General features: G+C 66.1%; 23 protein-coding genes. 10 read left to right on the top strand and 13 right to left on the bottom strand.

The features are described 5' to 3' along the window. The first annotated feature begins 32 nt into the window (after window positions 1-32). Window positions 33-950: a LysR family transcriptional regulator gene (locus tag HNQ66_RS00785; protein WP_184139874.1), complete on the top strand. Its 918-nt coding sequence runs from the start codon at window positions 33-35 to the stop codon at window positions 948-950. Between the two features lie 174 nt (window positions 951-1,124). On the opposite strand, the gene HNQ66_RS00780 is transcribed toward HNQ66_RS00785, so the two are convergent. The 7 genes from HNQ66_RS00780 to HNQ66_RS00750 form a co-directional block, all read right to left on the bottom strand. Then, entirely contained in the window at window positions 1,125-3,167 is a 2,043-nt protein-coding gene (locus tag HNQ66_RS00780; RefSeq protein WP_246434090.1) for an ASKHA domain-containing protein, read from the bottom strand. A gap of 376 nt (window positions 3,168-3,543) precedes the next feature. Next, entirely contained in the window at window positions 3,544-4,509 is a 966-nt protein-coding gene (locus HNQ66_RS00775; RefSeq protein WP_184139871.1) for a methyltetrahydrofolate cobalamin methyltransferase, read from the bottom strand. A 92-nt stretch (window positions 4,510-4,601) separates the two neighbouring features. Then, a complete protein-coding gene (locus tag HNQ66_RS00770; protein ID WP_184139869.1) occupies window positions 4,602-5,696 on the bottom strand; it encodes a methylenetetrahydrofolate reductase in 1,095 nt (364 codons plus the stop codon). Window positions 5,697-5,699: 3 nt separating this feature from the next. Next, window positions 5,700-6,287, bottom strand: a complete 588-nt coding sequence (locus HNQ66_RS00765) for a methylenetetrahydrofolate reductase C-terminal domain-containing protein (protein ID WP_184139867.1) — start codon at window positions 6,285-6,287, stop codon at window positions 5,700-5,702. Continuing rightward, window positions 6,280-6,582: a virulence factor gene (locus HNQ66_RS00760; protein WP_184139865.1), complete on the bottom strand. Its 303-nt coding sequence runs from the start codon at window positions 6,580-6,582 to the stop codon at window positions 6,280-6,282. The genes HNQ66_RS00765 and HNQ66_RS00760 overlap by 8 nt, the downstream gene beginning before the upstream one ends. A gap of 187 nt (window positions 6,583-6,769) precedes the next feature. Continuing rightward, on the bottom strand, window positions 6,770-7,552 hold the full coding sequence (locus HNQ66_RS00755) for a formyl transferase (protein WP_184139863.1): 783 nt from the start codon (window positions 7,550-7,552) through the stop codon (window positions 6,770-6,772). A 110-nt stretch (window positions 7,553-7,662) separates the two neighbouring features. Further along, the gene (locus HNQ66_RS00750) at window positions 7,663-8,304 is read right to left on the bottom strand and encodes a DUF1638 domain-containing protein (RefSeq protein ID WP_184139861.1); all 642 of its coding nucleotides are present in this window, start codon (window positions 8,302-8,304) and stop codon (window positions 7,663-7,665) included. A gap of 17 nt (window positions 8,305-8,321) precedes the next feature. Between HNQ66_RS00750 and HNQ66_RS00745 the strand changes: the two genes are divergently transcribed. Then, a complete protein-coding gene (locus HNQ66_RS00745; RefSeq protein ID WP_184139859.1) occupies window positions 8,322-8,480 on the top strand; it encodes an entericidin domain-containing protein in 159 nt (52 codons plus the stop codon). 51 nt (window positions 8,481-8,531) lie between these two features. Here HNQ66_RS00745 and HNQ66_RS00740 read toward each other — a convergent pair whose 3' ends face one another. Continuing rightward, window positions 8,532-9,227 (bottom strand): corrinoid protein, encoded by a 696-nt coding sequence (locus HNQ66_RS00740; protein WP_184139857.1) that lies wholly within the window; start codon window positions 9,225-9,227, stop codon window positions 8,532-8,534. Between the two features lie 339 nt (window positions 9,228-9,566). Between HNQ66_RS00740 and HNQ66_RS00735 the strand changes: the two genes are divergently transcribed. From HNQ66_RS00735 to HNQ66_RS00710, 6 genes are all read left to right on the top strand, one after another. Further along, entirely contained in the window at window positions 9,567-11,138 is a 1,572-nt protein-coding gene (locus tag HNQ66_RS00735; protein WP_184139855.1) for a trimethylamine methyltransferase family protein, read from the top strand. Between the two features lie 107 nt (window positions 11,139-11,245). After that, window positions 11,246-11,938 (top strand): 4Fe-4S dicluster domain-containing protein, encoded by a 693-nt coding sequence (locus HNQ66_RS00730; protein WP_184139853.1) that lies wholly within the window; start codon window positions 11,246-11,248, stop codon window positions 11,936-11,938. Between the two features lie 113 nt (window positions 11,939-12,051). Further along, a complete protein-coding gene (locus HNQ66_RS00725) occupies window positions 12,052-12,744 on the top strand; it encodes a phosphodiester glycosidase family protein (RefSeq protein WP_246434089.1) in 693 nt (230 codons plus the stop codon). Window positions 12,745-12,822: 78 nt separating this feature from the next. After that, window positions 12,823-13,344, top strand: a complete 522-nt coding sequence (locus tag HNQ66_RS00720; protein WP_184139849.1) for a sigma-70 family RNA polymerase sigma factor — start codon at window positions 12,823-12,825, stop codon at window positions 13,342-13,344. 14 nt (window positions 13,345-13,358) lie between these two features. Continuing rightward, complete coding sequence (locus HNQ66_RS00715) at window positions 13,359-15,332, top strand: vWA domain-containing protein (protein WP_184139847.1); 1,974 nt, start codon at window positions 13,359-13,361, stop codon at window positions 15,330-15,332. A 452-nt stretch (window positions 15,333-15,784) separates the two neighbouring features. Further along, window positions 15,785-16,666: a LysR family transcriptional regulator gene (locus HNQ66_RS00710; protein WP_184139845.1), complete on the top strand. Its 882-nt coding sequence runs from the start codon at window positions 15,785-15,787 to the stop codon at window positions 16,664-16,666. Here the strand turns inward: HNQ66_RS00710 and HNQ66_RS00705 are convergent. Next, complete coding sequence (locus HNQ66_RS00705; RefSeq protein WP_184139843.1) at window positions 16,651-16,998, bottom strand: hypothetical protein; 348 nt, start codon at window positions 16,996-16,998, stop codon at window positions 16,651-16,653. The genes HNQ66_RS00710 and HNQ66_RS00705 overlap by 16 nt on opposite strands. Window positions 16,999-17,123: 125 nt before the next feature. Here HNQ66_RS00705 and HNQ66_RS00700 point away from each other — a divergent pair, with 125 nt between their 5' ends. Continuing rightward, entirely contained in the window at window positions 17,124-17,771 is a 648-nt protein-coding gene (locus HNQ66_RS00700) for a helix-turn-helix transcriptional regulator (protein ID WP_184139841.1), read from the top strand. Then, window positions 17,768-18,901 carry an aminotransferase class I/II-fold pyridoxal phosphate-dependent enzyme gene (locus HNQ66_RS00695; protein ID WP_184139839.1) on the top strand — a complete coding sequence of 378 codons (1,134 nt, stop codon included), beginning with the start codon at window positions 17,768-17,770 and terminating at the stop codon, window positions 18,899-18,901. Before HNQ66_RS00700 ends, HNQ66_RS00695 begins: the two co-directional genes overlap by 4 nt. Before the next feature lie 142 nt (window positions 18,902-19,043). On the opposite strand, the gene bmt is transcribed toward HNQ66_RS00695, so the two are convergent. From bmt to HNQ66_RS00675, 4 genes are all read right to left on the bottom strand, one after another. Next, on the bottom strand, window positions 19,044-20,057 hold the full coding sequence (bmt, locus tag HNQ66_RS00690) for a betaine--homocysteine S-methyltransferase (RefSeq protein ID WP_184139837.1): 1,014 nt from the start codon (window positions 20,055-20,057) through the stop codon (window positions 19,044-19,046). A 179-nt stretch (window positions 20,058-20,236) separates the two neighbouring features. After that, window positions 20,237-21,280 (bottom strand): quaternary amine ABC transporter ATP-binding protein, encoded by a 1,044-nt coding sequence (locus HNQ66_RS00685; RefSeq protein ID WP_184139835.1) that lies wholly within the window; start codon window positions 21,278-21,280, stop codon window positions 20,237-20,239. Beyond that, window positions 21,273-22,184, bottom strand: coding sequence for an ABC transporter permease (locus HNQ66_RS00680; RefSeq protein ID WP_184139833.1), 912 nt, complete (start codon window positions 22,182-22,184; stop codon window positions 21,273-21,275). Before HNQ66_RS00680 ends, HNQ66_RS00685 begins: the two co-directional genes overlap by 8 nt. Window positions 22,185-22,424: 240 nt before the next feature. Continuing rightward, entirely contained in the window at window positions 22,425-23,423 is a 999-nt protein-coding gene (locus HNQ66_RS00675; protein ID WP_184139831.1) for an ABC transporter substrate-binding protein, read from the bottom strand. Window positions 23,424-23,478: the final 55 nt, after the last annotated feature.

Below are 23,478 nucleotides of genomic sequence, written 5' to 3'. Positions count from 1 at the left end.
TGCTTCAGATTTTCTGATCCATGGAGGCAGCCATGAACCTGCTGATGCGCCAGACGCTCCCCCTGCTGGAGCTCGATATCCTCAAAACCTTCGTGGCGATTGCCGAGACCGGCAACTTCACGACGGCCGCCGAGACCGTGCACCGCACGCCCTCGGCCGTCTCCATGCAGATCAAGAAGCTGGAGGAACTGCTGAGCTGTTCGCTCTTCCGCCGGGATGCCCGCTCGGTGGTGCTGACCCATCACGGCGAGGTGCTGCTTTCCTATGCGCGCCGGCTGATCGCGCTCAGCAACGAGGCGGTGTCGCGCTTCATGACGCCGGAAATGAACGGCGTGGTGCGGCTCGGCGCGCCGGATGACGTCGGCGAGCTCATCCTGCCGGAAGTGCTCAAGCGTTTTGCCGAGACCTATCCGTCGATCGCGGTCAACGTCTCCATCGAGAGCAGCGCGAACCTGCGCCGCGCCGTTGCCGAACGGCGGCTCGACCTTGCGATCTTCAACGCCACCGACGGCACGATCCCCGTTCCGGGCGAGATCCTGCTCAAGGAACAGCTCGTCTGGGCCGGCAAGAAATGCGGCACGGCGCACTTGAAGAACCCGCTGCCGGTCTCGGTCTGGGAGGAGGGCTGCATCTGGCGTGCCCGGGCACTGGAGGAGCTCAGCCGCTCGCGGCGTGAATTCCGCGTCGCCTATTTCTGCGCCCATCATATGGGCCAGCGCGCCGCCATCCGCGCCGACCTCGCCGTCGCCCCGCTTGCCCGCTTCCTCGTCGGCGACGACATGGTGGCGCTGGGCGAGAAGGACGGCCTGCCGGCTCTCGGCCACTACCTCATCGGCCTCGTCGTCAACGAGGAAGCCGAAGCGCCGGCCCTAGCCGTCGCCGAGGAGATCCGCACCGCCTTCGCCCGCATGGAGCGGCATCCGATGGATATGCTGCAGGTGGCTTGCTGAGGGCGCGCTTGAAGACCCCTCCCTAAATCCCTCCCCACAAGGGGGAGGGACTTACATTGCGGCATCCTCGGCGGAAAATTTTCGGGAAAAGTATGCTGCCAGCCTTTCTCCCCCCTTGTGGGGGAGATGCCGGCAGGCAGAGAGGGTCTTCATGGCGGGAGGTTGTCGGCAGCCCTACTCCCGGCTTCTCCTCCTCCGGCGCCCGCCGCCTTCGCCGCCGCCGTCATCCGAGAGCACCTTGCGCTCAGGCAGCGCCACCACCTTGGCGAGCTCGGGGAAGGCGTCCACCTTGTTCGGCATTGCCATGGCGTTGACGAAGAGCTGCTGGAAATGCGGCTCCAGCGCGGTCTCGATCTTCTCGATGCGGGCGACGGTGCTTTCGATCTCGCGGCGATGGTCGCGGTTGAGGAGCGCCATCAGCGCGCCCGTGCCGGCGGCGTTCCCCACCGCCTTCACCTCGTCGAGGTTGCAGTCCGGGATGAGGCCGAGGACCATGGCGTATTTCGGATCGATGAAGGAGCCGAAGGCGCCGGCGAAGCGGATCGTGTCGACATGCTCGACGCCCTGCTTTTCCATCAGCAGCTTGATGCCGGCATAGAGCGCGGATTTCGCAAGCTGGATGGCGCGGATGTCATTCTGCGTGACCGTGATGCGCGGCTCGCCGTCGTGCAGCAGGTAGGAATAGGTGCGGCCGGTCTGGAGGATGCGCGGGCTCTTCTCCGCCATGGAACCGTCGACCACGCCATCCTCGGAGATGATGCCGGCAAGGTACATTTCCGCGACGACCTCGATGATCGCCGAGCCGCAGATGCCGGTGACGCCAACGCTCGCCGCCTGTTCGGCAAAGCCCTCTTCGTCCGACCATTTCTCCACGCCGATGACGCGGAAGCGCGGCTCCAGCGTGACGGGGTCGATGCGCACGCGCTCGATGGCGCCGGGGGCGGCGCGCTGGCCGGAGGAGATTTCCGCACCCTCGAAGGCGGGGCCCGTCGGCGAGGAAGCGGCGACGATGCGGTTCCTGTTGCCCAGCACGATCTCCGCGTTGGTGCCGACGTCGACCAGCAGCATCATGCGGTCCTGCCGGTAGGGGCCTTCGGCGAGGGTCGCGCCCGCCGCGTCCGCGCCGACATGGCCGGCGATGCAGGGCAGCGTGTAGAGCCGCGCGCCGCGGTTCACCTCGATGTCGAGCTCGTGCGCCCAGTATTGCAGCGCGCCGGAGACGGCGAGCGCGAAGGGCGCCTGGCCGAGTTCCGTCGGGTCGATGCCGAGGAAGAGGTGGTGCATGATGGGGTTGGCGACGAACACCATGTCGAGGATGTCGTGCCGGTCGACCTCGCCTTCCCCGCAGACCTTGCCGATGAGGCCGTTGACGGCCTCGCGCACGGCCTTGGTCATGGCTTCCCTTCCGTCCGGGTTCATCATGACGTAGGAAACGCGGCTCATCAGGTCCTCGCCGAAGCGGATCTGCGGGTTCGACGTGCCCGAGGAGCCGACGATGCGGCCCGAAAGCAGCGAGACGAGGTGCATGGCAATCGTCGTCGAGCCGATGTCGCAGGCAATGCCATAGGCCTCGTTCTTGAGGCCCGGCCAGAGGCCGACGATGAAGGGGCGAGAGGAGTCCATGTCGCGGTGGATGGCGGCGGTGACGCCCCAGTTGCCCTTGCGCAGGATCGACTGCGCCTGCGGGATGAGGTGCGGGGCGATGAGCAGGTCCTTCCAGCCCCAGTCCTTCTCCAGCATGGCTTTCAGCCGGTCGAGGTCGCCGAGCGGCTTGTGCATGTCGGGCTCGTCCACCTCGACATAGCAGAGCTGGACGGCGGCGTTGCGCTCGATGACGCGGTCGGTCGCGGCCTTGCGCACGACCTGCGCATTGATGACGGTGTCCTGCGGCACGTCGACGACGAGGTCGCCGAGGATGAGGGCGGAGCAGGAGAGGCGCCGGCCTTCCGGCAGGCCGCGGACCTTCTCGTAGCGCTCCTCCTTCGGGCCCTTCTCCGAGATGTGCTCGAGCGAGGAGACGATCTTGTGCTTGGCGAAGTTGCCTTCCTGCACCTCGATCTGACAGCGCCCGCAGGTGGCGCGCCCGCCGCACACGCTCTCGACATAGACGCCGAGCTTTCGCGCGGCTTCGAGGACGGGCGTGCCGATGGGGAAGCGGCCGCGCTTGCCGGAGGGCATGAAGAGGACGAGGGGATCCTTGCTTGCGGTTTCGCTCATGGTGTTCTCAGTCCCTGCTGTGCCGTCGAAACGCATTGTGCCTACTCCGCCATGATGACGCTGCCGCCATACTGCGCCGGAAACCGGCCCCGGACTGGCCAATTCCCGACATGAAAAGATCACCTTGCGGGGCGGGCGCAAGGTGATCGGTGGTTTGTCGGCTGCCGGCATCATCCTGCCGCCAGCATTTGTCTTTCCGGCTCTACCCCCCTCTGCCCTGCCGGGCATCTCCCCCTCAAGGGGGGAGATCGGCAAGATGCAGAAGCCTCATGCGATCAGCAACGCTGTAGATAGGCGAAACGGCGCCCCATCCAATCTCCCCCCTTGCGGGGGAGATGCCCGGTAGGGCAGAGGGGGGTGAGCCGCTGGTGTATCCTTACTCCGCCCGCGCGCCGCCGCCGGCGCGCGCGGCGCGGCCGCCGCGGCGGCCGCCGCCGGCGGCCGGGGCTGCGGCGGCAGAGGCCGTCGCGCCGGCTTCGGCGGGCTTGTGGTCGCGGTAGGTCATGATCCAGTTGGTGCAGTTCGGGTCCGTGCCGTTGAGGACGTTGGCGGCGCGCACGGCTTCCATTTCCTGCGGGCGGCAGGGGTTCATGATGGCGCTCGTCATGCCGGCGCCGATAACCATCGGGATGAAGCCGGCATTGATGCCGTGGCGGTGCGGCAGGCCGAAGGAGATGTTGGAGAGGCCGCAGGTCGTGTTGACCTTCAGCTCGTTGCGCAGGCGATAGAGAAGCTGGAAGACCTGGCGGCCGGCATCGCCCAGCGCGCCGATCGGCATGACGAGCGGATCGACGACGATGTCGTGCGGCTTGATGCCGTGGTCCATGGCGCGCTCGACGATCTTCTTGGCGACGGCGAAGCGCACGTCCGGGTCCATCGAGATGCCCGATTCGTCGTTGGAGATGGCGACGACCGGGACGTCGTATTTCTTGACGAGCGGCAGGATTGCTTCGAGCTTTTCTTCCTCGCCCGTGACCGAGTTCACCAGCGGGCGGCCCTTGGCGACCTTGAGGCCGGCCTCGATGGCGGCGGTGACGGATGAGTCGATGGCGAGCGGGATGTCGACGAGGCCCTGGACGATCTCCAGCGTCTGCACGAGCAGGCCCGGTTCCGTCTCGTTCGGGTTGACGGAGGTGACGCCCGCATTGATGTCGAGCATCGTGGCGCCGGCGGCGACCTGCTCCAGCGCATCCTTGATGACGGTCTCGAAATTGCCGGCCTGCATCTCGGCGGCCAGCTTCTTGCGGCCGGTCGGGTTGATGCGTTCGCCGATGACGCAGAAGGGCTGGTCGAAACCGATGATGATTTCGCGGGTGGCCGAGGCGACGATGGTGCGTGTCATATAGGGTCCTCTGGGGCAGGGCGCTCTGTCTGGTCTAGCGCGCGATTTTCCGTGTTACAAGCTTGCGAGACCGGCTGCTGCCCGGCCCGCGGTCAATGGGGCTGGCTGGCGGCTTTCTCCGCCATCTGCTGCTGGTCCTGTTCCTGGCCGCTGCGAGCGGCCTCGATGCGTTCGGCGACCATCTGGTCGACCGGGTTCGGCTCGCGCGTCCAGGGCCGGCGGCCCTTCAGCACGCCGGAATCGTGGACGATTTCGGCGACATATTCCTCCTGCCGGTAGGCCATGACGTGGATGCCCGAAACGCCCTCGATCTCCTTCACCTCGTTGATGATGTCGATGCAGAGCTGCTTGCCTTCCTTCTTCTGGTCCTCGGCGCCTTCGAGGCGCTTGATGACCGCATCCGGAATGTGGATGCCCGGCACGTTGGAGCGGATCCACTTGGCGGTCTTGGCCGATGCCATCGGGCCGACGCCGACGAGGATGTAGCATTTCTCGTGCAGGCCGAGGTCGCGCACCTTCTTCATGTATTCGCGGAACATCGGCACGTCGAAGCAATACTGGCTCTGCACGAACTGCGCACCGGCCTCGATCTTCTTGGCGAGGCGGAAGGGGCGGAAGTCGTAGGGCGGGGCGAAGGGGTTGATCGCCGCGCCGAGAAAGACCTTCGGCGGCGTCGTCAGCTTGCGGCCGGAGAGGAATTTTCCGTTGTCGCGCATGATGCGCACGGTTTCCAGCAGCGACATGCAGTCGAGGTCAAAGACCGGCTTTGCGCCCGGCTGGTCGCCGGCCTGCACGCCGTCGCCGGTCAGGCACATGATGTTGCACACGCCCATGGCCGCCCCGCCCAGCACGTCGCCCTGGATGGCGATGCGGTTCTTGTCGCGGCAGGCGATCTGCATGATCGGCGCGTAGCCCATGCGGGTGAGCAGCGCGCAGATGCCGACGGAGGACATGTGGCAGTTGGCGCCCGAGGCGTCGACAGCGTTGATGCCGTCCACCCAGCCGTCGAAGATCGCGGCGCGCTCGTAGACGTCTTCCGGGTTTGCGCTGTCGGGCGGGTTGAGCTCGGTCGTCACGGCGAATTCGCCGCGGCGCAGCACGCGTTCAAGGCGGCCCAGCGAGGAATGGCCGGGCAGGGGATCGAGCGGCAGGTGGGCGCCGAGCGGATTTTCGTCGATATGCGCCATGGATCAGGCGTCCTTTCCGGCAGCGGCGGCAGCTTCGCGGGCCGCGGCGGCTTCCGCCGTCACGCGCAGCCAGGAGGAGGTTTCGCGCAGCGACTGGTTCACCGGCTTCTGCACGTTCATGATGGCATTTCCCCTCACCATGTTCTGCGAGCCCTTCCAGGCCTGGACCCACACGCAGGGCATGTCCGGCTCCACCTCGCAATTGCCGTTGGCGCGCACGCCGCCGCACGGGCCGTTGCGCAACTGCTTGGGACAGTTCATCGGGCAGGACATGCCCGTGGACGACAGCGCGCACTGGCCGCACATGCGACAGTCGAAGAGAAAGCCCTTCACATGCCGCTCGACGAAGGTTATCGGCCGCTCCACGCGCTGGTAGCCGAAGAGCTTCCAGACGGGATGCAGCAGCAGGAAGACCTGCGCGAAGCGGTGGTAGAACCACTCGAAGAAGCGCGAATGGCGCACGGCCCACAGGCGCACCGTGTATTTGTGGCGCGAGCGGCGGTTCGGCGACACGCCCGCCGGCGTGAAGGCGCCGGTGGCGGCCTTCTTGGCGGGGGCGGCATTGCCCGGTTTCTGGACGGCGTCAGCCATTGTCGCGGCCTCCGGCCTTGACGAGGGCGACGAGGCGTTCGCGGTCGTAGGCCGCTTCCAGTTCGGCGGCGGCCGTGTCGGCTTCCGCCTCCAGGTCGTCGGAAACCGGCACCGGATCGGCCTTGCGCCATTCGGCGAGGTAGTCGTCCGTCTCCGCCGCGCCGGTGCGCATGGCGCACATGTCGATCGCCTCGGTGAAGCGCAGCGACAGTTCCCGCTTGGCGCTCGTGCGGCCCTTCTTGATGATGACCTGGGCGGGGATGTCGCGCCAGTAGACGATGATGCGGTCTGCCATGTCGAAAATTCTCCGGGAGCGTTTCGCTGGAACGCTCTTCCTCTCTTCGCAATTCCGGGCGGAAACCGTGGAGCACTTTTCCGAGAATTGCTTTAGCGCTGACAATGCTGTGTGGCCGCGTTCCGGGCTTCACTCGCCACGACTGCCCCATGCTCAAAAACGACGCGGGATTTTCCGGCCTTGCGATTTACCAGATGCCGCGGGTCACGCCGTTCCAGAGCCAGGTCCAGATCGGCGGATGATACCATTGCCGCGAGGGCCCGGCTATTTTCAACGGCTTGAGGTCGCCCGCGACGGCATCGCGCAGGGCCTCGACGACGATGCCGGTGGCCGCGGCGGTCTGGAGCAGCGGATAGGTGTGCATCGTGTCGCGTTTGGAAGGCTTGAGCCGCACCTGCCGGAGGATGCCGCCGGTATCGACGCCCGCGTCGACGAGGTGCACGGTCGTGCCGAAATTCTCCTCGTCGCCCATGGCGCGCGACCAGTATCCGCCCTGCAGGCCGCGATATTGCGGAGTGATGCCGGCATGGAGGTTGAGGACGGGGCAGGGGATGGCGCCCAGCGTTCCGGCCGTCAGCATGCGCGTGCTGACGAGAAGCAGCGCCGCCGGGCGGATCTCGGCAATTGCCGCGAGGAAATCCGGGCTGTTGGCGGAGGGGACGGCGATGCGGCGGATTGCCGGGTCCCTGTCGGGACGTGCGCCGAACTCCTCAAGGATCTCGCCGGCGCGCTTCGTCGTGAAGCGCTTGCCGTATTTCGAGGCGACCATGGTGGCGAGCTGGCCGAGCGCCTGCACCCAGCCGAGTTTTCTCGCCCGCCTGCGGATGAAGCGTTTTTTCGATTCGGCCTGCTCCTCGATGACCACGAGGTTCGCGAACGCGGCCTTGACGGCATTGACGACGATTTCGGGATTGGGACCGGGCTGGATGAGGATGGCCACCGTTTCCGTCCGTGCTTCGATATCCGTCATATGTGCGCCCCGCCAAACCTTGGCGCGCATCATCGCGACGAGGGCTTAGGAAGCCGTAACCGGGATGGCGGATTTCTCGGGCAACGCTAACGATTGGTTAGTTCTGGGCGTCAACGTGCCTTCAGCAATTCGCCCGTCAGGTCGCCGTAGCCGGTGAAGCGGTATTCGTAGGTGAGGCCGAGATAGTCGGCGGCTTCCTTCGCCTTCTGCTGCAAGGCCTCGTCCTCGACCTGCGAGAGGTAGACGAGCTTTTCGTAGTTGCCGAAATACATCTCCTTCAGTTGCGGATAGCGGTCGAGGCCGAGCGGCTCGATGACAAAGCCGCGGAACTGGCGGGCGAGGAAATCCGTGAGGAAGAAGGAGGTCACGTCGTCGTCCTTCGCCGCGAACGCATCGTTGCCGACGAAGAAGGAATAACAGTGCGGCCCGGCGATGCGCTCGACGCCTTCGCGCTCGCAGACCTTGTCGAGGAGGCCCCCGGTGCCGCAATCGGCATAGCCGACGAAGATGCGCGAAAAGCCTTCCGCGCGCGCCTCGGCGATCGCCTGCTCGACGCCGGGCGCGATCTTCTGCGGGTGGGCGTGCCAGATGGCGGGAAGACAGACGAGGTCGATATGGTCGAGCCCGTTGGCCTGGCGGATGGCGAGCACCTCCCGGGCAATCGCCCCGCAGGCGATGATTCGAACTTTTTCCGCTTTCGTGCGTTCTTCGCTCGGACTTCCGAGCCGAAGTTCTGCGTCAACCACATCCATCAAGAGGGACTCCGACCATGACTGGGACAAACCTGACCAGGATCAGCATCGTTCTCGCGGCGCTTCTGGCGCTCAGCGCCTGCGGAAACACCATTCGCGGAATCGGTCGGGATACGGCCAATGCCGTCGATGCGACGCAGGACGCGGGCCGCAGTGTCGAACGTGCCGCAAACTAAAGGTCGTGAACGGACGGCGCCGGTTCAAGACCGGCGCCGTCGAATTTCCTGTCAGCCGGCAAGCATGTTGTGCTTGCGCTTCATGAATTCCTTGGCGGTTTCGACGGCCACGGCCGCGTCGCGGCAGTAGGCGTCGGCGCCGACGGCCTTGCCGAATTCCTCGTTCAGCGGCGCGCCGCCGACGAGAACGACGTAGTCGTCGCGCAGGCCCTTTTCCTTCATCGTGTCGATGACGACCTTCATGTAGGGCATGGTGGTCGTCAGCAGGGCGGACATGCCGAGGATGTCGGGCTGCTCGCGCTCGATGGCTTCGAGGTAGTTCTCGACCGGGTTGTTGATGCCGAGGTCGATGACGTCGAAGCCGGCGCCTTCCATCATCATGCCGACGAGGTTCTTGCCGATGTCGTGGATGTCGCCCTTGACGGTGCCGATGACCATCTTGCCCTGCTTCGGCGCGCCGGTGGCGGCGAGCAGCGGACGCAGGATATGCATGCCGGCCTTCATCGCGTTGGCCGAAAGCAGCACTTCCGGAACGAAGAGGATGCCGTCACGGAAGTCGATGCCGACGATGCGCATGCCTTCGACGAGGGCTTCGGTAAGGATGTTGTAGGGGGCCCAGCCGCGCTCGAGCAGGATATTGGTGCCCTCTTCGATCTCTTCCTTGAGGCCGTCGTAGAGGTCGTCGTGCATCTGCTGCACGAGTTCTTCGTCGGAGAGATCGGCGAGAATGATTTCGTCGTCAGACATGGTGGGTTTCCTCGTCTCCATTGCGCGTGCCATTGGCAAGCTCCGTCAACAGGAATAGCTTTCCTGCGGTGCGAACCCGGTGTTGAAAACGACGTCGCATACAGCAAAAAGCGACCAGCCCGGCGCTTGTTTCATCCATAACGCCGAAAGCCGTGAATTGACAGTCCAAACAAAGCAATGGCGCTACATTTGCATGGGCCGGCCCGCTATGGTTTTGCGGCCGGGAAGGTATCCAGCGTGCGCCACCGCTTGGCGCATTGAGAACCGCCCCGCCCCGACGGCTTGCTAGCATAGGACGAGTGGCGCGTTCCGGCGCACGAACGACAAGGAAGACGGATCATGACCGAGGACATTCAGCAGGCGGCAAGCGAGGGCGGCGGTCGCCGTTCGCGTGAGGGGCGGGGTGCGGCTGCGCGCCGCGCATCGCGTACGGGGGGCGGTCCCGGCCCGTCGCTGCCCTACATTACCCGCAAGATCAGGGAATACGAGGTTCTCGACGAGGAAGGCCTGACGCTGATCGAGCGCAATGCCGACCGGGTGCTGGAAGAGATCGGCATCGAATTCCGCGACGATCCGGAAGCGCTGCAGCTCTGGAAGGAGGCCGGCGCCGACGTCAAGGGCGAGCGCGTGCACTTCCCCAAGGGCCTCTGCCGCGAACTGCTGAAGACCGCGCCGTCCGACTTCACCTGGCATGCCCGCAACGCCGAGCGCAACGCCCATATCGGCGGCAAGGCCACCGTCTTCGCGCCCGTTTACGGCCCGCCCTTCGTGCGCGACCTCGAGGGCAACCGCCGCTATGCGACCATCGAGGACTTCCGCAACTTCGTGAAGCTCGCCTACATGGCGCCGTCCATGCATTCCTCGGGCGGCACGGTCTGCGAGCCGGTGGACGTTCCGGTGAACAAGCGTCACCTGGACATGGTCTACACGCACATCAAATATTCCGACAAGCCGTTCATGGGCTCGGTCACCGCGCCGGAGCGCGCCGAAGACACGATCGCCATGGCCAAGCTCGTCTTCGGCGAGGATTTCGTCGAGAAGAACACGGTCACGCTCAACCTCATCAACGCCAACTCGCCGATGGTCTTCGACGAGACCATGGTGGGCGCGCTGAAGGTCTATGCCCGCCACAACCAGGCCTGCGTCGTCTCACCGTTCATCCTGTCGGGCGCCATGAGCCCGGTCACCGTCGCCGGCACGCTGACGCAGATCCTCGCCGAGGTTCTCGCCGGCGCCTCCTTCACCCAGCTCATCCGCAAGGGTGCGCCGGTGCTGTTCGGCACCTTCGCCGCCTCGATCTCCATGCAGTCGGGCGCGCCGACCTTCGGCTCGCCCGAACCCTCGCTCGTCTCCTACGGCGCGGCGCAGCTCGCCCGCCGTCTCGGCCTGCCGTTCCGTACCGGCGGCTCGCTGTGCGGCTCGAAGGTCCCGGATGCGCAGGCCGCCCATGAATCGGCCAACACGCTGAACATGACGCTGCTTGCCGGCACGAATTTCGTGCTGCACGCGGCCGGCTGGCTCGAAGGCGGCCTCGTCGCCTCCTACGAGAAGTTCATGATCGACCAGGACCAGCTCGGCATGCAGCAGAAGTTCGCCGAGGGCATCGACCTTTCGGAGACCGCGCAGGCGCTCGACGCCATCCGCGAGGTCGGCCCGGGCAGCCACTATCTCGGCTGCGCCCATACCCAGGCCAACTTCCAGACGGCGTTCTACCGCTCGCCGCTCGCCGACAACAACTCGTTCGAGCAGTGGGAGATCGAAGGCCAGAAGCGCATCGAGGAACGCGCCAATGCGCTCTGCCGCACCTGGCTGGAGAGCTACGAGGCGCCCTATCTCGACCCGGCCATCGACGACGCGCTCAAGGACTATGTCGCCAAGCGCAAGGAATCGATGCCCGACGCGTTCACCTGAAAGGGTCCCGACCGCGCCAGGGAGCAAGGCGGAGCGGTGCGGGTGGCGGACATGATCCAGAAGGAAGTCTGGCGCCCCCACTACGAACTCAAGGGAGACGTGACCCGGTGAGGCCGTCTCGCCCCGATCTCGAAGCCATCCGTGCGGCGCTCGCGCCGCACGGTCTTTTTTTGCGCGGCACCGTCGATTTCGCAGGCGGCGAGGCCGCCCCGGCGCTTGCCGACGGTCGCCCCGCCGCCGGCATCGCGCTCGTCGGCAATATCGGCAGTTCCCTGTGGCCGGCCTTTTCGCGCTGGCGCGAGGGCCTGCCCGACCGGGGCGGCAGCGACCCGCTCGATGCCTGGTCGAAGGCGGTGCTTCGCCCCGTGGCGGCGGCGGCGGGCGCGGCCGTCTGGTTCCCCTCGGATCCTCCATGGCAACCCTTCCAGCGCTGGGCGATGCGCGCGGAAGGCCTGAAGGCCTCGCCGCTCGGCATCCTCATCCACCCCGTCTACGGCCTCTGGCACGGCTATCGCGGCGCTCTGGGCTTTGCCGAGCCTATCGAGGCGGAGCCGGCATCGCACGCGCCGCATCCCTGCGACATCTGTCCGGACAAGCCCTGCCTCACCGTCTGTCCCGTCGGCGCCGTTCGGCCGGATGCCTTCGACGTATCCGCCTGCCGCGCCCATCTGCGCACGCCGGAAGGGAATGCCGGCTGCATGGCCGCCGGCTGTCTCGCCCGCGCCGCCTGTCCCGTCGGCGCCGGCTATCGCTACGAGGCGGCGCAATTGCGGTTCCATATGGCCGCGCTGTCGCTTTGACCTTTTCCGGGCTTCCACTAGTTTTGCCGCATTGGCTTATGATCCTGTGCGATATGCGCTTCTTTCCGATCTTCACCCTTCTCGTTGCCGCGTTTGCCTTCCGGGAGCCAGCCATGGCCGAACCGCCGAAATGCGCCGAGGCGGTGCATCAGTCCGCCCGCTACACCGTCTGCACCTTCGACCCGGCGACGGATACGATCCGGCTCTTCGGGGCGGCGGCGCTGGGCGGGAGCGGGGCGACGTATGACCGGCTCAACACGCATCTTCTGCGCAACCGGGAATATATGAGCTTCGCCATGAACGGCGGCATGTACCATCCGGACTACGGGCCGGTGGGTTTGCTGGTGGAGCAGGGCCATGAGACCGGGGCGCTCAATCGCGGCGATGCCTTCGGCAATTTCTTCCTGAAGCCGAACGGCGTCTTCTGGGTGGACGGCGGCAAGGCGGGCGTGATGGAGACGGAGGCCTTTGCGGGCGCGGGGATCGCGCCGCGCGAGGCGACGCAGTCGGGGCCGATGCTGGTGATCGACGGGAAGATCCACCCGCGCTTCCTGCCGGACGGCACGAGCCTCCAGATCCGCAACGGCGTCGGCATCCTGCCGGACGGGCGCGTCGCCTTCGTCCTGTCGAACGATCCTGTGCGCTTTTTCGATTTCGCCACGCTCTTCCGCGACCGGCTCGGCTGCCGCGACGCGCTCTTCCTCGACGGTAGCATTTCCAGCCTCTATTCCCCGGAAATCCGGCGGCACGACCGCAATGCCGTGATGGGCACGATCATCGCCGTCGTGAAAAACCTGCCGCCGTGAAAAAATAATCGGGTGCATGCCCAAGGATTGCCCTGCGGCGCACGTCTGAAGGAAGTGTGCACCAACCGGGATGGACCCGTGGAAACAGAACTCGTCGAGAAGGCGGCTTCGGGAGACAGGCAGGCCTTCGCCGCGCTGGTCGAGAGCCGCTATGATTTCATCCATGCCGTCGCCTGGCGGTGGTGCGGCGACCGGCAGGATGCCGAGGACGTGGCGCAGGAGGTGTGCATACGCCTTGCCGGCGCCATCCGCGGCTTCAAGGGGGCGAGCCGCTTCGGCACCTGGCTCTATACGGTGACGCTGAATGCCGCGCGCGACCAGATGCGCAAGCGCCGCCGCGCCGAATGGCGCGAGGCCGCCTATTCGCGCGAGAAAGCCGTTCTGGAGAGCGGACCCGACGAGGATGCCGGCGAGGCGCTGTGGGAGGCCGTGCGCCAGCTTCCCGAAAAGCAGCGCGACGCCGTGCTGCTCATCTACGGCGAGGGGCTCAGCCACGCGGCGGCGGCCGATGTGCTCGGCTGCGCCGAAACGACGATTTCCTGGCATGTGCACGAGGCCCGCAAGCGCCTGAAGGTGCTTTTGCGCGATGCGGCCGCGTGACGGAAGGACGGACGATGACCGAATTCGACCTTAACAGACTTTCCCGCCGCACCCCGCCGGCGGCCGACGCCTCGGCCCGGGCCGCGGCGCTCGCCGCCGCCATGCAGGCTTTCCACGGGGCGGAAAAAACATCGGATGCCCCCCAAGGTTCGGCCGCCGGCGGGCGTCGAAGCTCCATCTTCAACCGGATATGGAGCCCCATCATGAACCGCAGATTTCTGGCCGGCTCGGCCCTTGCCACTCTCCTCGTAGTGCCCGCCGCGGGCCTTGTCACCTACGAACTGGTGAAGAGCGGCACGGTCACGCTCGACGCGCAGACGACGATTGCTGCAAAGCCGGCGGATGAAGAGCAGCGCGCCCGCAGGCAGGTCGCGGAAAAGGCGAAAGCGGAGATGAAGGTCGCGGCCGATAGCGCCGAGCCCGCGCCGCTTGCCGAAAGCCGCGAGGAGGAGGCCGTTGCCGCCATGCCGGAACCGCTGGCGGTCGGCGGGGCCGCCACCGTGCAGAGCCTGAGCCGGATGGCGATGCAGCCTTCCGATGCTATGCCGCTGCCGGCGGAAAACCGCGAGCGCTTCGCCTCGGCCGATCCGAACCCGGTGAAGAGCGTCGCGACCGATCCTGTCTCCACCTTCTCGGCGGATGTCGATACGGCCTCCTACTCCTATGTCCGCCGTTCGCTGCTGTCCGGCAGCCTGCCGGACCCCGATTCCGTGCGCGTCGAGGAGCTGGTCAACTATTTCCCCTACGACTGGAAAGGACCCGAGACGGCGGAAACGCCGTTCAACGCCACCGTCACCGTCATGCCGACGCCGTGGAACAGGAACACGGAGCTTTTGCATATCGGCATCAAGGGCTTCGACATGGTGCCGGCGGATGAGCCGGCCGCCAATCTCGTCTTCCTCATCGACGTCTCGGGCTCCATGGACACGCCGGACAAGCTGCCGCTCCTGAAGAGCGCCTTCCGCCTGCTCGTCGGCAAGCTGAAGGATACGGACACGGTGTCGATCGTCACCTATGCCGGCAATGCCGGCGTGGTGCTGGAGCCGACCGCGGCGAAGGAGCGGGAAAAGATCCTCGACGCCATCGACGATCTCCAGCCGGGCGGCTCGACGGCCGGCGCGGAGGGGATCGAAACGGCCTACAGGCTGGCGGAGAAAGCGTTCCGGAAGGACGGCGTCAACCGCGTCATGCTGGCGACGGACGGCGATTTCAATGTCGGCGCTTCGAGCGACGAGGACCTGAAGCGCCTCATCGAGGCGCGCCGCAAGGGCGGTATCTTCCTCTCCGTGCTCGGCTTCGGCCGCGGCAACTACAACGACGGCCTGATGCAGGCGCTGGCGCAGAACGGCAACGGCACGGCCGCTTACATCGACACGCTCGCCGAAGCGCAGAAGACGCTGGTGGAGGAGGCGGGCGCCTCGCTCTTCCCCATCGCCAGGGACGTGAAATTCCAGGTCGAGTTTAACCCGGCGCGCATATCCGAATACCGCCTGATCGGCTACGAGACGCGGGCGCTGAACCGCGAGGACTTCAACGACGACAAGGTGGATGCCGGCGACATCGGCTCCGGCCACCGCGTCACCGCGATCTACGAGGTGACGCCGAAGGGCAGCCCTGCGGTGCTGAACGATCCGCTGCGCTACGGGAAGCAGGAGGCGGAGCCGGCTGCGGACGGCGGCGAGCTCGCGTTCCTCAAGATGCGCTGGAAAAAGCCGGACGGCGATACGAGCGAGCTGGTCACCATGCCGGTGACGGATGCAAACACGGTCGCCGGTGTGGATGCCGCCTCCGCCGACGTCCGCTTCTCCGTCGCCGTCGCCGCCTTTGGGCAGAAGCTCAAGGGCGTGCCGGCCTTGCAGGACTACGCCTACGGCTCGATCCTCGGGCTGGCGGAAGCGGCACGGGGAAGCGACCCGTTCGGCTACCGGGCGGAGTTCCTGAAGCTCGTGCGGCTGGCCGGCGGGCTTGCGGGGGAGAAGGCGGAGTGAGTGGGGTTGCCCCTCATCCGGCCTGTCGGCCACCTTCTCCCCGCAGGCGGGGAGAAGGAAACCAGCCGAGGTCTTTTCCTTCCTTCCGAGGCCCGTTGTTTTGGGAGAATGGCGCACCATCCCCTTCGCCCCGCTTGCGGGGAGAAGGTGGCGGCAGTCGGATGAGGGGCGCGGTCCAGCGCCTCTCTTTCGCTCGCGGCAGGGGCTCGCAGCGGTCCCCATCCGTCAGTACCAGCCCGGCATCGCGCAGCAGGCGCCTGTCCCCGCGCGCGACGAGCAGCCGCAGCGCCGCCCGTTCCGCCCTTTCCCGGCGATAGTGCTCCCATATTTCCCGCAACATCCTCAGAATCGTCATGCCCTGCGCCTTTCCTTCTGCGCAAAGCCAAGCAAAGCCGTAGACATTTCACAAACGAATAGCGATGATGGCAGGTATCAGGAAAAGCGATGGCGCCATGTATCCTCCTCTCGAAAGCGATCTCCTGCGCATCTTCGTTGCCGTCGCGCAGGCGGGAAACGTCACGCATGCGGCCGAAAGGCTCGGGCGGACGCAATCGGCCGTCAGCATGCAGGTGCGCAAGCTGGAGGATTTCGTGGGCTCCGTGCTCTTCGAGCGCGGCCCGCGCGGCGTGGGGCTGACGGCGGACGGCGAGCGGCTCCTGCCCTATGCGCGGCGCATCGTCGGCCTCGTCGACGAGACGACGGCGGCCATGCGCACGGCCCCGCTCGACGGGCCGGTGCGGGTCGGCATTCCCGAGGAATACAACCAGACGGTCCTGCCCGCCGCGCTCGCCGCCTTCGCCGGCAGCCATCCGGGAACGGAGGTGACGGTGCTGTGCGGCTATACCGCCCAGCAGCTTGCCGCGCTCGAGGGGGACAAGCTCGACCTTGCCGTGATCTTCGACTGGTGCGACGGCATTTCGGGCGAGGTGCTGGCGGTCGATCCGACCGTCTGGGTCACGTCCGTTGCCCATAGCCGGCATCTGGAGCGGCCGATGCCGGTCGCGGTCTACTGGCGGTCGAACTGGTGCCGGGAATTTGCGCTGCGCTCGCTGGAGCGGCACGCGATTCCCTACCGCATCGCCTATACCTGCGATACGAGCGGCGGGCTGCGCTCGGCGGTGACGAGCGGGCTCGCCGTTGCGCCGCTCTCGCGCAGCACCCTGCCGCCGGGCACGCGGGAGCTGACGGCGGCGGACGGCTTTCCGCCGATCGATTCCTCGCGCGTCGTGCTCAAGCGCAATCCGCGCCGCAGCGGGGCGGCGATCGACGGCATGGCCGACATGATCCGCACGTCCTTCGGGCCGCTGGCGGCCGCCGGTCAGGCTTTCGGATAGGCGCGTTCGAGACCGCCGGAACGGGCGAGGCCGGCGCGGAAGGCAGCGAAGGCGGCATGCTGGCTGGAGCGGGCGATTTCCATGAGGCGGATCTGCAGGCGGGCGGGCGCGGCATCGCCCAGCCATTCGCCGAGCCTTTCCAGCTTCAGCGAATTGAGGAAGCGGGCCGTCGCGGCGCGATCGAGGTGGAGGGCAAGGCCTTCCAGCAGGTTCTCGTCCTGCTGCGGATTTTCCATCAGAAGGCGCAGATAAGCCTCGTCGCCTTCGCCGAGCGCGCCGAGCTTGTCGGCGACGGTCGCCCGGTCCGGAAAGGCTGCAAGATCGGCACTCATGGCATTCCCCCAGAATCGTCTCCGTTCTGGATAGGACGCGGCGGAAAGCGCCGCAAGCGTGGCTTGGCATTTTGGATTTAAAATCTAACATTGACAAAATATCCACGATAGGTTTGTTTGCCGCCATGCAAACCCGAACGAATGCCGAAACGCTACTCCGCCAGCATGCCGCCACGGCCGCGGCCGTCTCGACCCTCCTTCACCCTCATGCCGAGGTCGTGCTGCACGATCTCGAAACGGGGCGGATCGCCGGCATCTGGAACGCCTTTTCCGGGCGCAGGCCCGGCATGGAATCTCTGGTGGAGGATGAGCCACAGGCGGCCGGGGACGACGGCGTCTACGGCCCCTACGAGAAGACCGGCGCGGACGGCCGCCGCCTGAAATCGGTGACGGCCGTGCTGCGGGACGGGGAGGGGCGCGCCACCGGCCTCCTCTGCATCAACATGGACGTCTCGCATTTCGATGCGGCGGCGAAGATGCTTTCCGCCTTTGCCGGCACCCCGGCGCCGCGGCCGCCCTCGCTCTTTGCCGGCGACTGGCGGGAGGAGATCAATACGGCGCTGCACGACTGGCTGCGCGGGCAGGGGCTTTCCCTTTCGGCGCTACGCAAGGCCGAGCGCGTGGCGCTGGTAGCCGTGCTCGATGCGCGGGGCCTCTTTGCCACCCGCAATGCCGTCGATCATCTCGCCGGCCTCATCGGCGCCTCGCGCGCCTCCATCTACAATTACCTCGCCGAAGCCCGGCGGCCGAACGACAAGGACGAGACCCCGTGACAACGCTGCCGGATTTCCGCCTCGAAACCCATTTCTCGCGCTGGGAGTTTTCCGCGCGCCACCACATGACCGCGAGCGACGCCGAGACGATGACCATGGCGGCGCTTCTGGCACTCGCCGGCCCGGAGGACCTGGAGGCGTGGGAGCGCGTCTCGCTCGGCTATACCGAGACCTGGGGCGCGCCGGTCCTGCGCGAGACCATCGCCTCGACCTACGACACGCTGTCCGGCGCCGATATCCTCACCTTCGCCGGCGCGGAAGAGGGGCTTTACTGCGCCATGCTGGCGCTGCTTGTCCCGGGCGACCATGCCATCGTCACCGTGCCGAACTACCAGTCGATGGAGACGATGCCGGTCACCATCGCCGGCAATGTGACGGGCGTGGCGCTGCGGCCGGAAAACCGCTGGCAGCTTGATCTCGATGATGTACGCGCCGCGCTCCGTCCGGAAACCAAGCTCATTGCCGTCAACTTCCCGAACAACCCGACCGGCGCCATCGCCGATCCGGAGATTTTCAGCGGCCTCGTTACGCTCTGCGCCGAGCGCGGCATCCATCTCTTTTCCGACGAGGTCTATCGCGGGCTGGAGGTCGACGCGGCAAAGCGCCTGCCGCAGGCGGCGGACCTCTTCGACAGGGGCATCTCGCTCAACGTCATGTCCAAGGCCTACGGCCTGCCGGGCCTGCGCATCGGCTGGATCGCCAGCCGCGACCATGCGCTGCTCGAACGCATGGAGAAGATGAAGCACTATCTTTCCATCTGCAACGCGCGCCCCTCGGAGGTGCTGGCCGGCATCGCGCTCAAGGCGCGCGAGACGATCTTCGCCCGCAACCGCGCGCTCTGTGCGGAAAACATCGGCAAGCTGGACAGCTTCTTCGCCGAGTACCCGCATCTCTACGAATGGACCGCTCCGGACGGCGGCTGCGTGGCCTTCGCGCGCTATCGCGGGGCGGATGGCGTGGAGGAGCATTGCCGGCGACTGGTGGAGGAAAAGGGCGTGCTGCTGCTACCCTCCAGCCTCTACGCCTCGGACCTCTTGCCGGTGCCGGCGGACCGCTTCCGCGTGGGCATCGGCCGAAAGAACATCGACGCGGGGCTTGCGGCCTGGCGGGAATTTCTGGAGGAAGTGTAAAGACCCTCTCTGCCTGCCGGCAAATCCCCCACAAGGGGGGAGAAAGGCTGGTAGCCTGTTTCTCCCTAAGAAATTTCCGCCGCGATTGCCGCAAGGTACGTCCCTCCCCCTTGTGGGGAGGGATTTAGGGAGGGGCCTTCGGTCAGCTCCGGCGCCGGCCGCGTTCGCGGGCGGGAGCGGTGCCGCCCTCGTTGGCGGTCTTGTTGCGCAGCGGGCCGATCGTCTCGATGATGGTTTCCAGTGTCGGGCGCTCGCGCACCTCGTGGGCATCGAGCGCGACGCGCATGGCGGCGAGATGCTCGCAGGAGGTGCCGCAGCAGCCGCCGATGATGCGCGCGCCGGCATCGCGGGCAAGGCGGGCATACTCGGCCATCAGCGGCGGGGTGCCGGAATAGTAGATCTCGGCGCCGCGATATTCCGGGATGCCGCAATTGCCCTTCACCACCACCGTGGCGGAGGGGTCTGCGCCCGTCATGTCGAGGAGCGAGGAGAGGATGTCGGAGGCGCCGACGCCGCAATTGGCGCCGACGGCGAGCGGCCCCGTTCCGATATCGCCGGCGACGCCGTGGATATCCTTGGGATGCAGGCCCATCATGGTCTTGCCGGCCGTATCGAACGAGCCGGTATAGACGAAGGGCAGGCCGACCTTGGTGGCCGCTTCCGCCGCCGCGCGGATTTCCTCCGGCGAAGACATGGTCTCGATCCAGGCGACGTCCGCGCCGCCGGCCTTGAGGCCCTCGATCTGCTCGGCGAAGGCGGCGACGGCATCGTCATGGGTAAGGGCGCCGAGCGGCTCGAACAGCTCGCCCGTGGGGCCGACGGAGCCGGCGACGATGACCTTGCGCGGCGCCTTGTCGGCGACGGCGCGGGCGATCCCGGCGGCCTTCCTGTTGAGTTCGAAGACGCGGTCGTCCGCGTGGTGCAGCTTCAGGCGGTGGCGCGTGCCGCCGAAGGTGTTGGTGAGGATGATGTCCGCGCCCGCATCGACGAAGTCCTGGTGCAGCTTCGTGATGTTCTCGGGCTTCGCCTCGTTCCACAGTTCCGGCGCCTCACCGGCCTCAAGGCCCATCGCGAAGAGCGAGGTCCCGGTCGCCCCGTCGGCAAGCAGGAAGGGCTTTTCGGCAAGAAGCGCGGCAAGCGGGTTCGTGGCGGTCATCGGCGTATCCTTCTGTTTGTCGCATCATATAAAGATTTCTTTATGTGATTGCAACGGCGTTTCCCGTTCCGTCGTCATGCTCGGGCTTGTTTGGAGGAGACGGTAGTGCACGAGAGACAACAAGCGCCGGCGCCCCAAAACGATGAGGGCGCCGTCACGGCGCCCTCTGTCTTGTGCGGTCAGGCGGCCTGCGCCTCGTCGGTCGCCTGGGTCACCATGGCGGCGATGACGGCGCTGAGGGTGAGGGCGCCGAGGGGCTTGCCGGCCTCGTCGACGACATGGGCCAGCGTCTGGTTGGCGGAAGTCATGGCGCGGGCGGCGCTTTCCAGCACCGTGCCCTTGGCGATCGGCATGCCTTCCGGATTGCCGGAGAGCGGGGCCATGATCGTCTCGACATTGACGACGCGGCCGCGGTTCACTTCCTTGACGAAGGCGGTGATGTAGTCGTCGGCCGGGTTCAGCACGATCTCCTGGCCGGTGCCCTGCTGGACGACCATGCCGTCGCGCAGGATCGCGATCTTGTCGCCGAGGCGAAGCGCCTCGTCGAGGTCGTGGGTGATGAAGACGACCGTCTTCTTCAGTTCCTTCTGCAATTCGAGGAGAACGGTCTGCATGTCGACGCGGATCAGGGGGTCGAGCGCCGAATAGGCTTCGTCCATGAGCAGGATGTCGGCGTCGTTGGTCAGCGCACGGGCAAGGCCGACGCGCTGCTGCATGCCGCCCGAAAGCTGGTTCGGATAATGGTTCTCGAAGCCGGCAAGGCCGACGCGGGCGATCCACTCCTTCGCGCGCTTTTCCCGCTCGCCGGACGACACGCCCTGGATCTCGAGGCCGTAGACGGTGTTCTCCAGCACCGTGCGGTGCGGCAGCAGCGCGAATTTCTGGAAGACCATCGCCGTCTTGTGGCGGCGGAATTCGCGCAGGTCCTTCTCGTTCATCCGACACACGTCGACGCCGTCGTAGAGCACCTCGCCGGCGGTCGGGTCGATCAGCCGGTTGATGTGGCGGATGAGGGTCGACTTGCCCGAGCCCGAAAGGCCCATCACCACCATGATGCCGCCGGCCGGCATGGAGATGTTGATGTCGCGAAGCCCGAGCACATGGCCGTATTTCTGGTTCAGCTCGGCCTTGCCCAGGCCGTTCTTGACGGCATCGACATAGTCCCCGCCCCGGGGCCCGAAAATCTTGTAGAGGTTGCGGACCTCGATTGCATGACTAACCATGAATTACCTCCGAGTGCTTTTGCAGGCGCCGGCCATAGGCCTGGCTCGTGCGGTCGAAAATGATGGCGATGGCCACGAGCGCGAACCCGTTGAGGAACCCGACCGTGAAGAACTGGTTGTTGATGGCCTGGAGCACGTTCTTGCCGAGCCCCCCGACGCCGACCATCGAGGCGACGACGACCATGGCGAGCGACATCATGATCGTCTGGTTGATGCCGGCCATGATGGTGGGAAGGGCGAGCGGCATCTGCACATTCCTGAGCTTCTGCCAGCCGGAGGAACCGAACGCGTCGGCGGCCTCCAGCACTTCCTTGTCGACGAGGCGGATGCCGAGGTTGGTGAGGCGGATCATGGGCGGAATGGCGTAGATGACGACCGCGATCAGCCCCGGCACCTTGCCGATGCCGAAGATCATGACGACGGGGATGAGGTAGACGAAGCTCGGCATCGTCTGCATCACGTCGAGGATGGGGTTGACGAAGGCCTGCACCCGGTCCGACCGCGCCATGAGGATGCCGATCGGAATGCCGATCAGCACGGCGATCAGCGTGCAGACCGTCACCATGGCGAGCGTCACCATCGTGTCGTTCCAAAGGCCCATGAGGCCGATGGCGAACATGGAGACGGCGGTTCCGATGGTGATCTTGATGTTGCGGCTGCCGAAATAGACGACGCCCAGCATGACGATCAGCACGAACGGCCAGGGCGAGTTGACGAACAGCCGTTCGAGATCGTTCAGGAACCATTGCAACGGCTGGACCAGCGCGTCGATGGCGTTGATATAGCTTCTGACCAGGCTCTTGAAGCCGTCGTCGATGACCTTTCTCGCCGCGCGGACGCTGGCGTCACTGAAGGCTGGAAATTTGCAAAGAAAGCCTGGCACTGATTCGCATAGGCCTGCCATCCTGTTCCCCTCTTTGTCTCCGGAAGTTGCCGTCCTGCCGGGCAACGGATCGTTGCCTGCCGAACGGATGCACAGGGATATTGTTGTTCTGGTTCCCGGCTTGCCGTCCGTCATCGCACGAAACGGCCGTTCGATACTGTGCTGTTAGCGACCCCGGTTTTCCCGATGTGCGCGGACGTTGCCCGTCCGTCGTGCGTCGCGGGGAGGGCCGGCAACCCGCGGATTGCCGGCCGATGCGCGTCAAAGAGCGGCTTTCACCTTCTCCGCGACCTCCGGCGAGACCCATTTGGTCCACATGTCCGGATAGTTTTCGAGGAAGTGCCTTGCCGCATCCTCGTTGGTGCCCTGGTTCTCGCCCATCCAGGCAAGCACCTTGCCGACCGTGCCGTTGTCCCACTGGCGCGTCTTCATGTAGTCCATGGCCACGCCCGCCTTTTCCGCGAAGGCCTTGGTCACGATGGTGAAGACGTCCGACGTCGGATAGGAGTTGACCTTCGGCTCGGGGCAGTCCGGCACGGCGGTGCAGGCGTCCCAGTCGGCCTTGTCGTGCTCGACGCCGAAGGACAGGCGCGTCATGTCGTACTTGCCGAGGATGGCGGTGGGCGCCCAGTAATAGCCGAGCCAGCCCGTCTTCTTCTCGAAGGCGTTGGCGATCGAGCCGTCGAGGCCGGCGGCCGAGCCCGTGTCGACCAGCACGAAGCCGTCGTCGTCGGCCTTCAGCGCGCGGTAGAGGTTGGAGGTCGAGACCTGGCAGTTCCAGCCCGACGGGCAATTGTGCACGGCGCCCTTGGACGGGTCTTCCGGCGCGGGGAAGAGCTCGGGATGCTTCAGCGCGTCCTGCACCGTCTTGATGTCGGGATGCTCGTCGGCGAGGAATTTCGGGATCCACCAGCCTTCGACGCCGCCTTCGGAAAGCAGCGGGGCGAGCTGGATGAGGCGGCCTTCGGCGATTGCCGCATCGAGCGGCGTGCGCACGGCGTTCACCCACATTTCGGGCGCGACGTCCGGCTCGCCCTTCTCGTTCATGGAGGTGAAGGTCGGCATGGTGTCGCCGGTTACCAGCGTGACCGTGCAGCCGTAGCCGCTTTCGAGGATGATCTTGTCGACCTGCGCGGCGACGCCGGCCGAGGCCCAGTTCATTTCGGCGATCGAGACCTCGCCGCATTCCGCCGCCTGGGCAGAACCGGCAAGGCCGTAGAGGCCGGCGGCGAGGAGAGTGGAAGCAAGGAGCTTCTTCATGAATTAAGACCTCCCAGTCTTTGAGATGCAGCGATCAACCCGGAGGGCAGCGCAG

Origin of the sequence: Shinella fusca (assembly GCF_014203155.1) — a bacterium.
Taxonomy (GTDB): Bacteria; Pseudomonadota; Alphaproteobacteria; order Rhizobiales; family Rhizobiaceae; genus Shinella; species Shinella fusca.
Note: the sequence above shows the minus strand (reverse complement) of the source record. Positions and strands in the feature narration are given on the sequence as shown.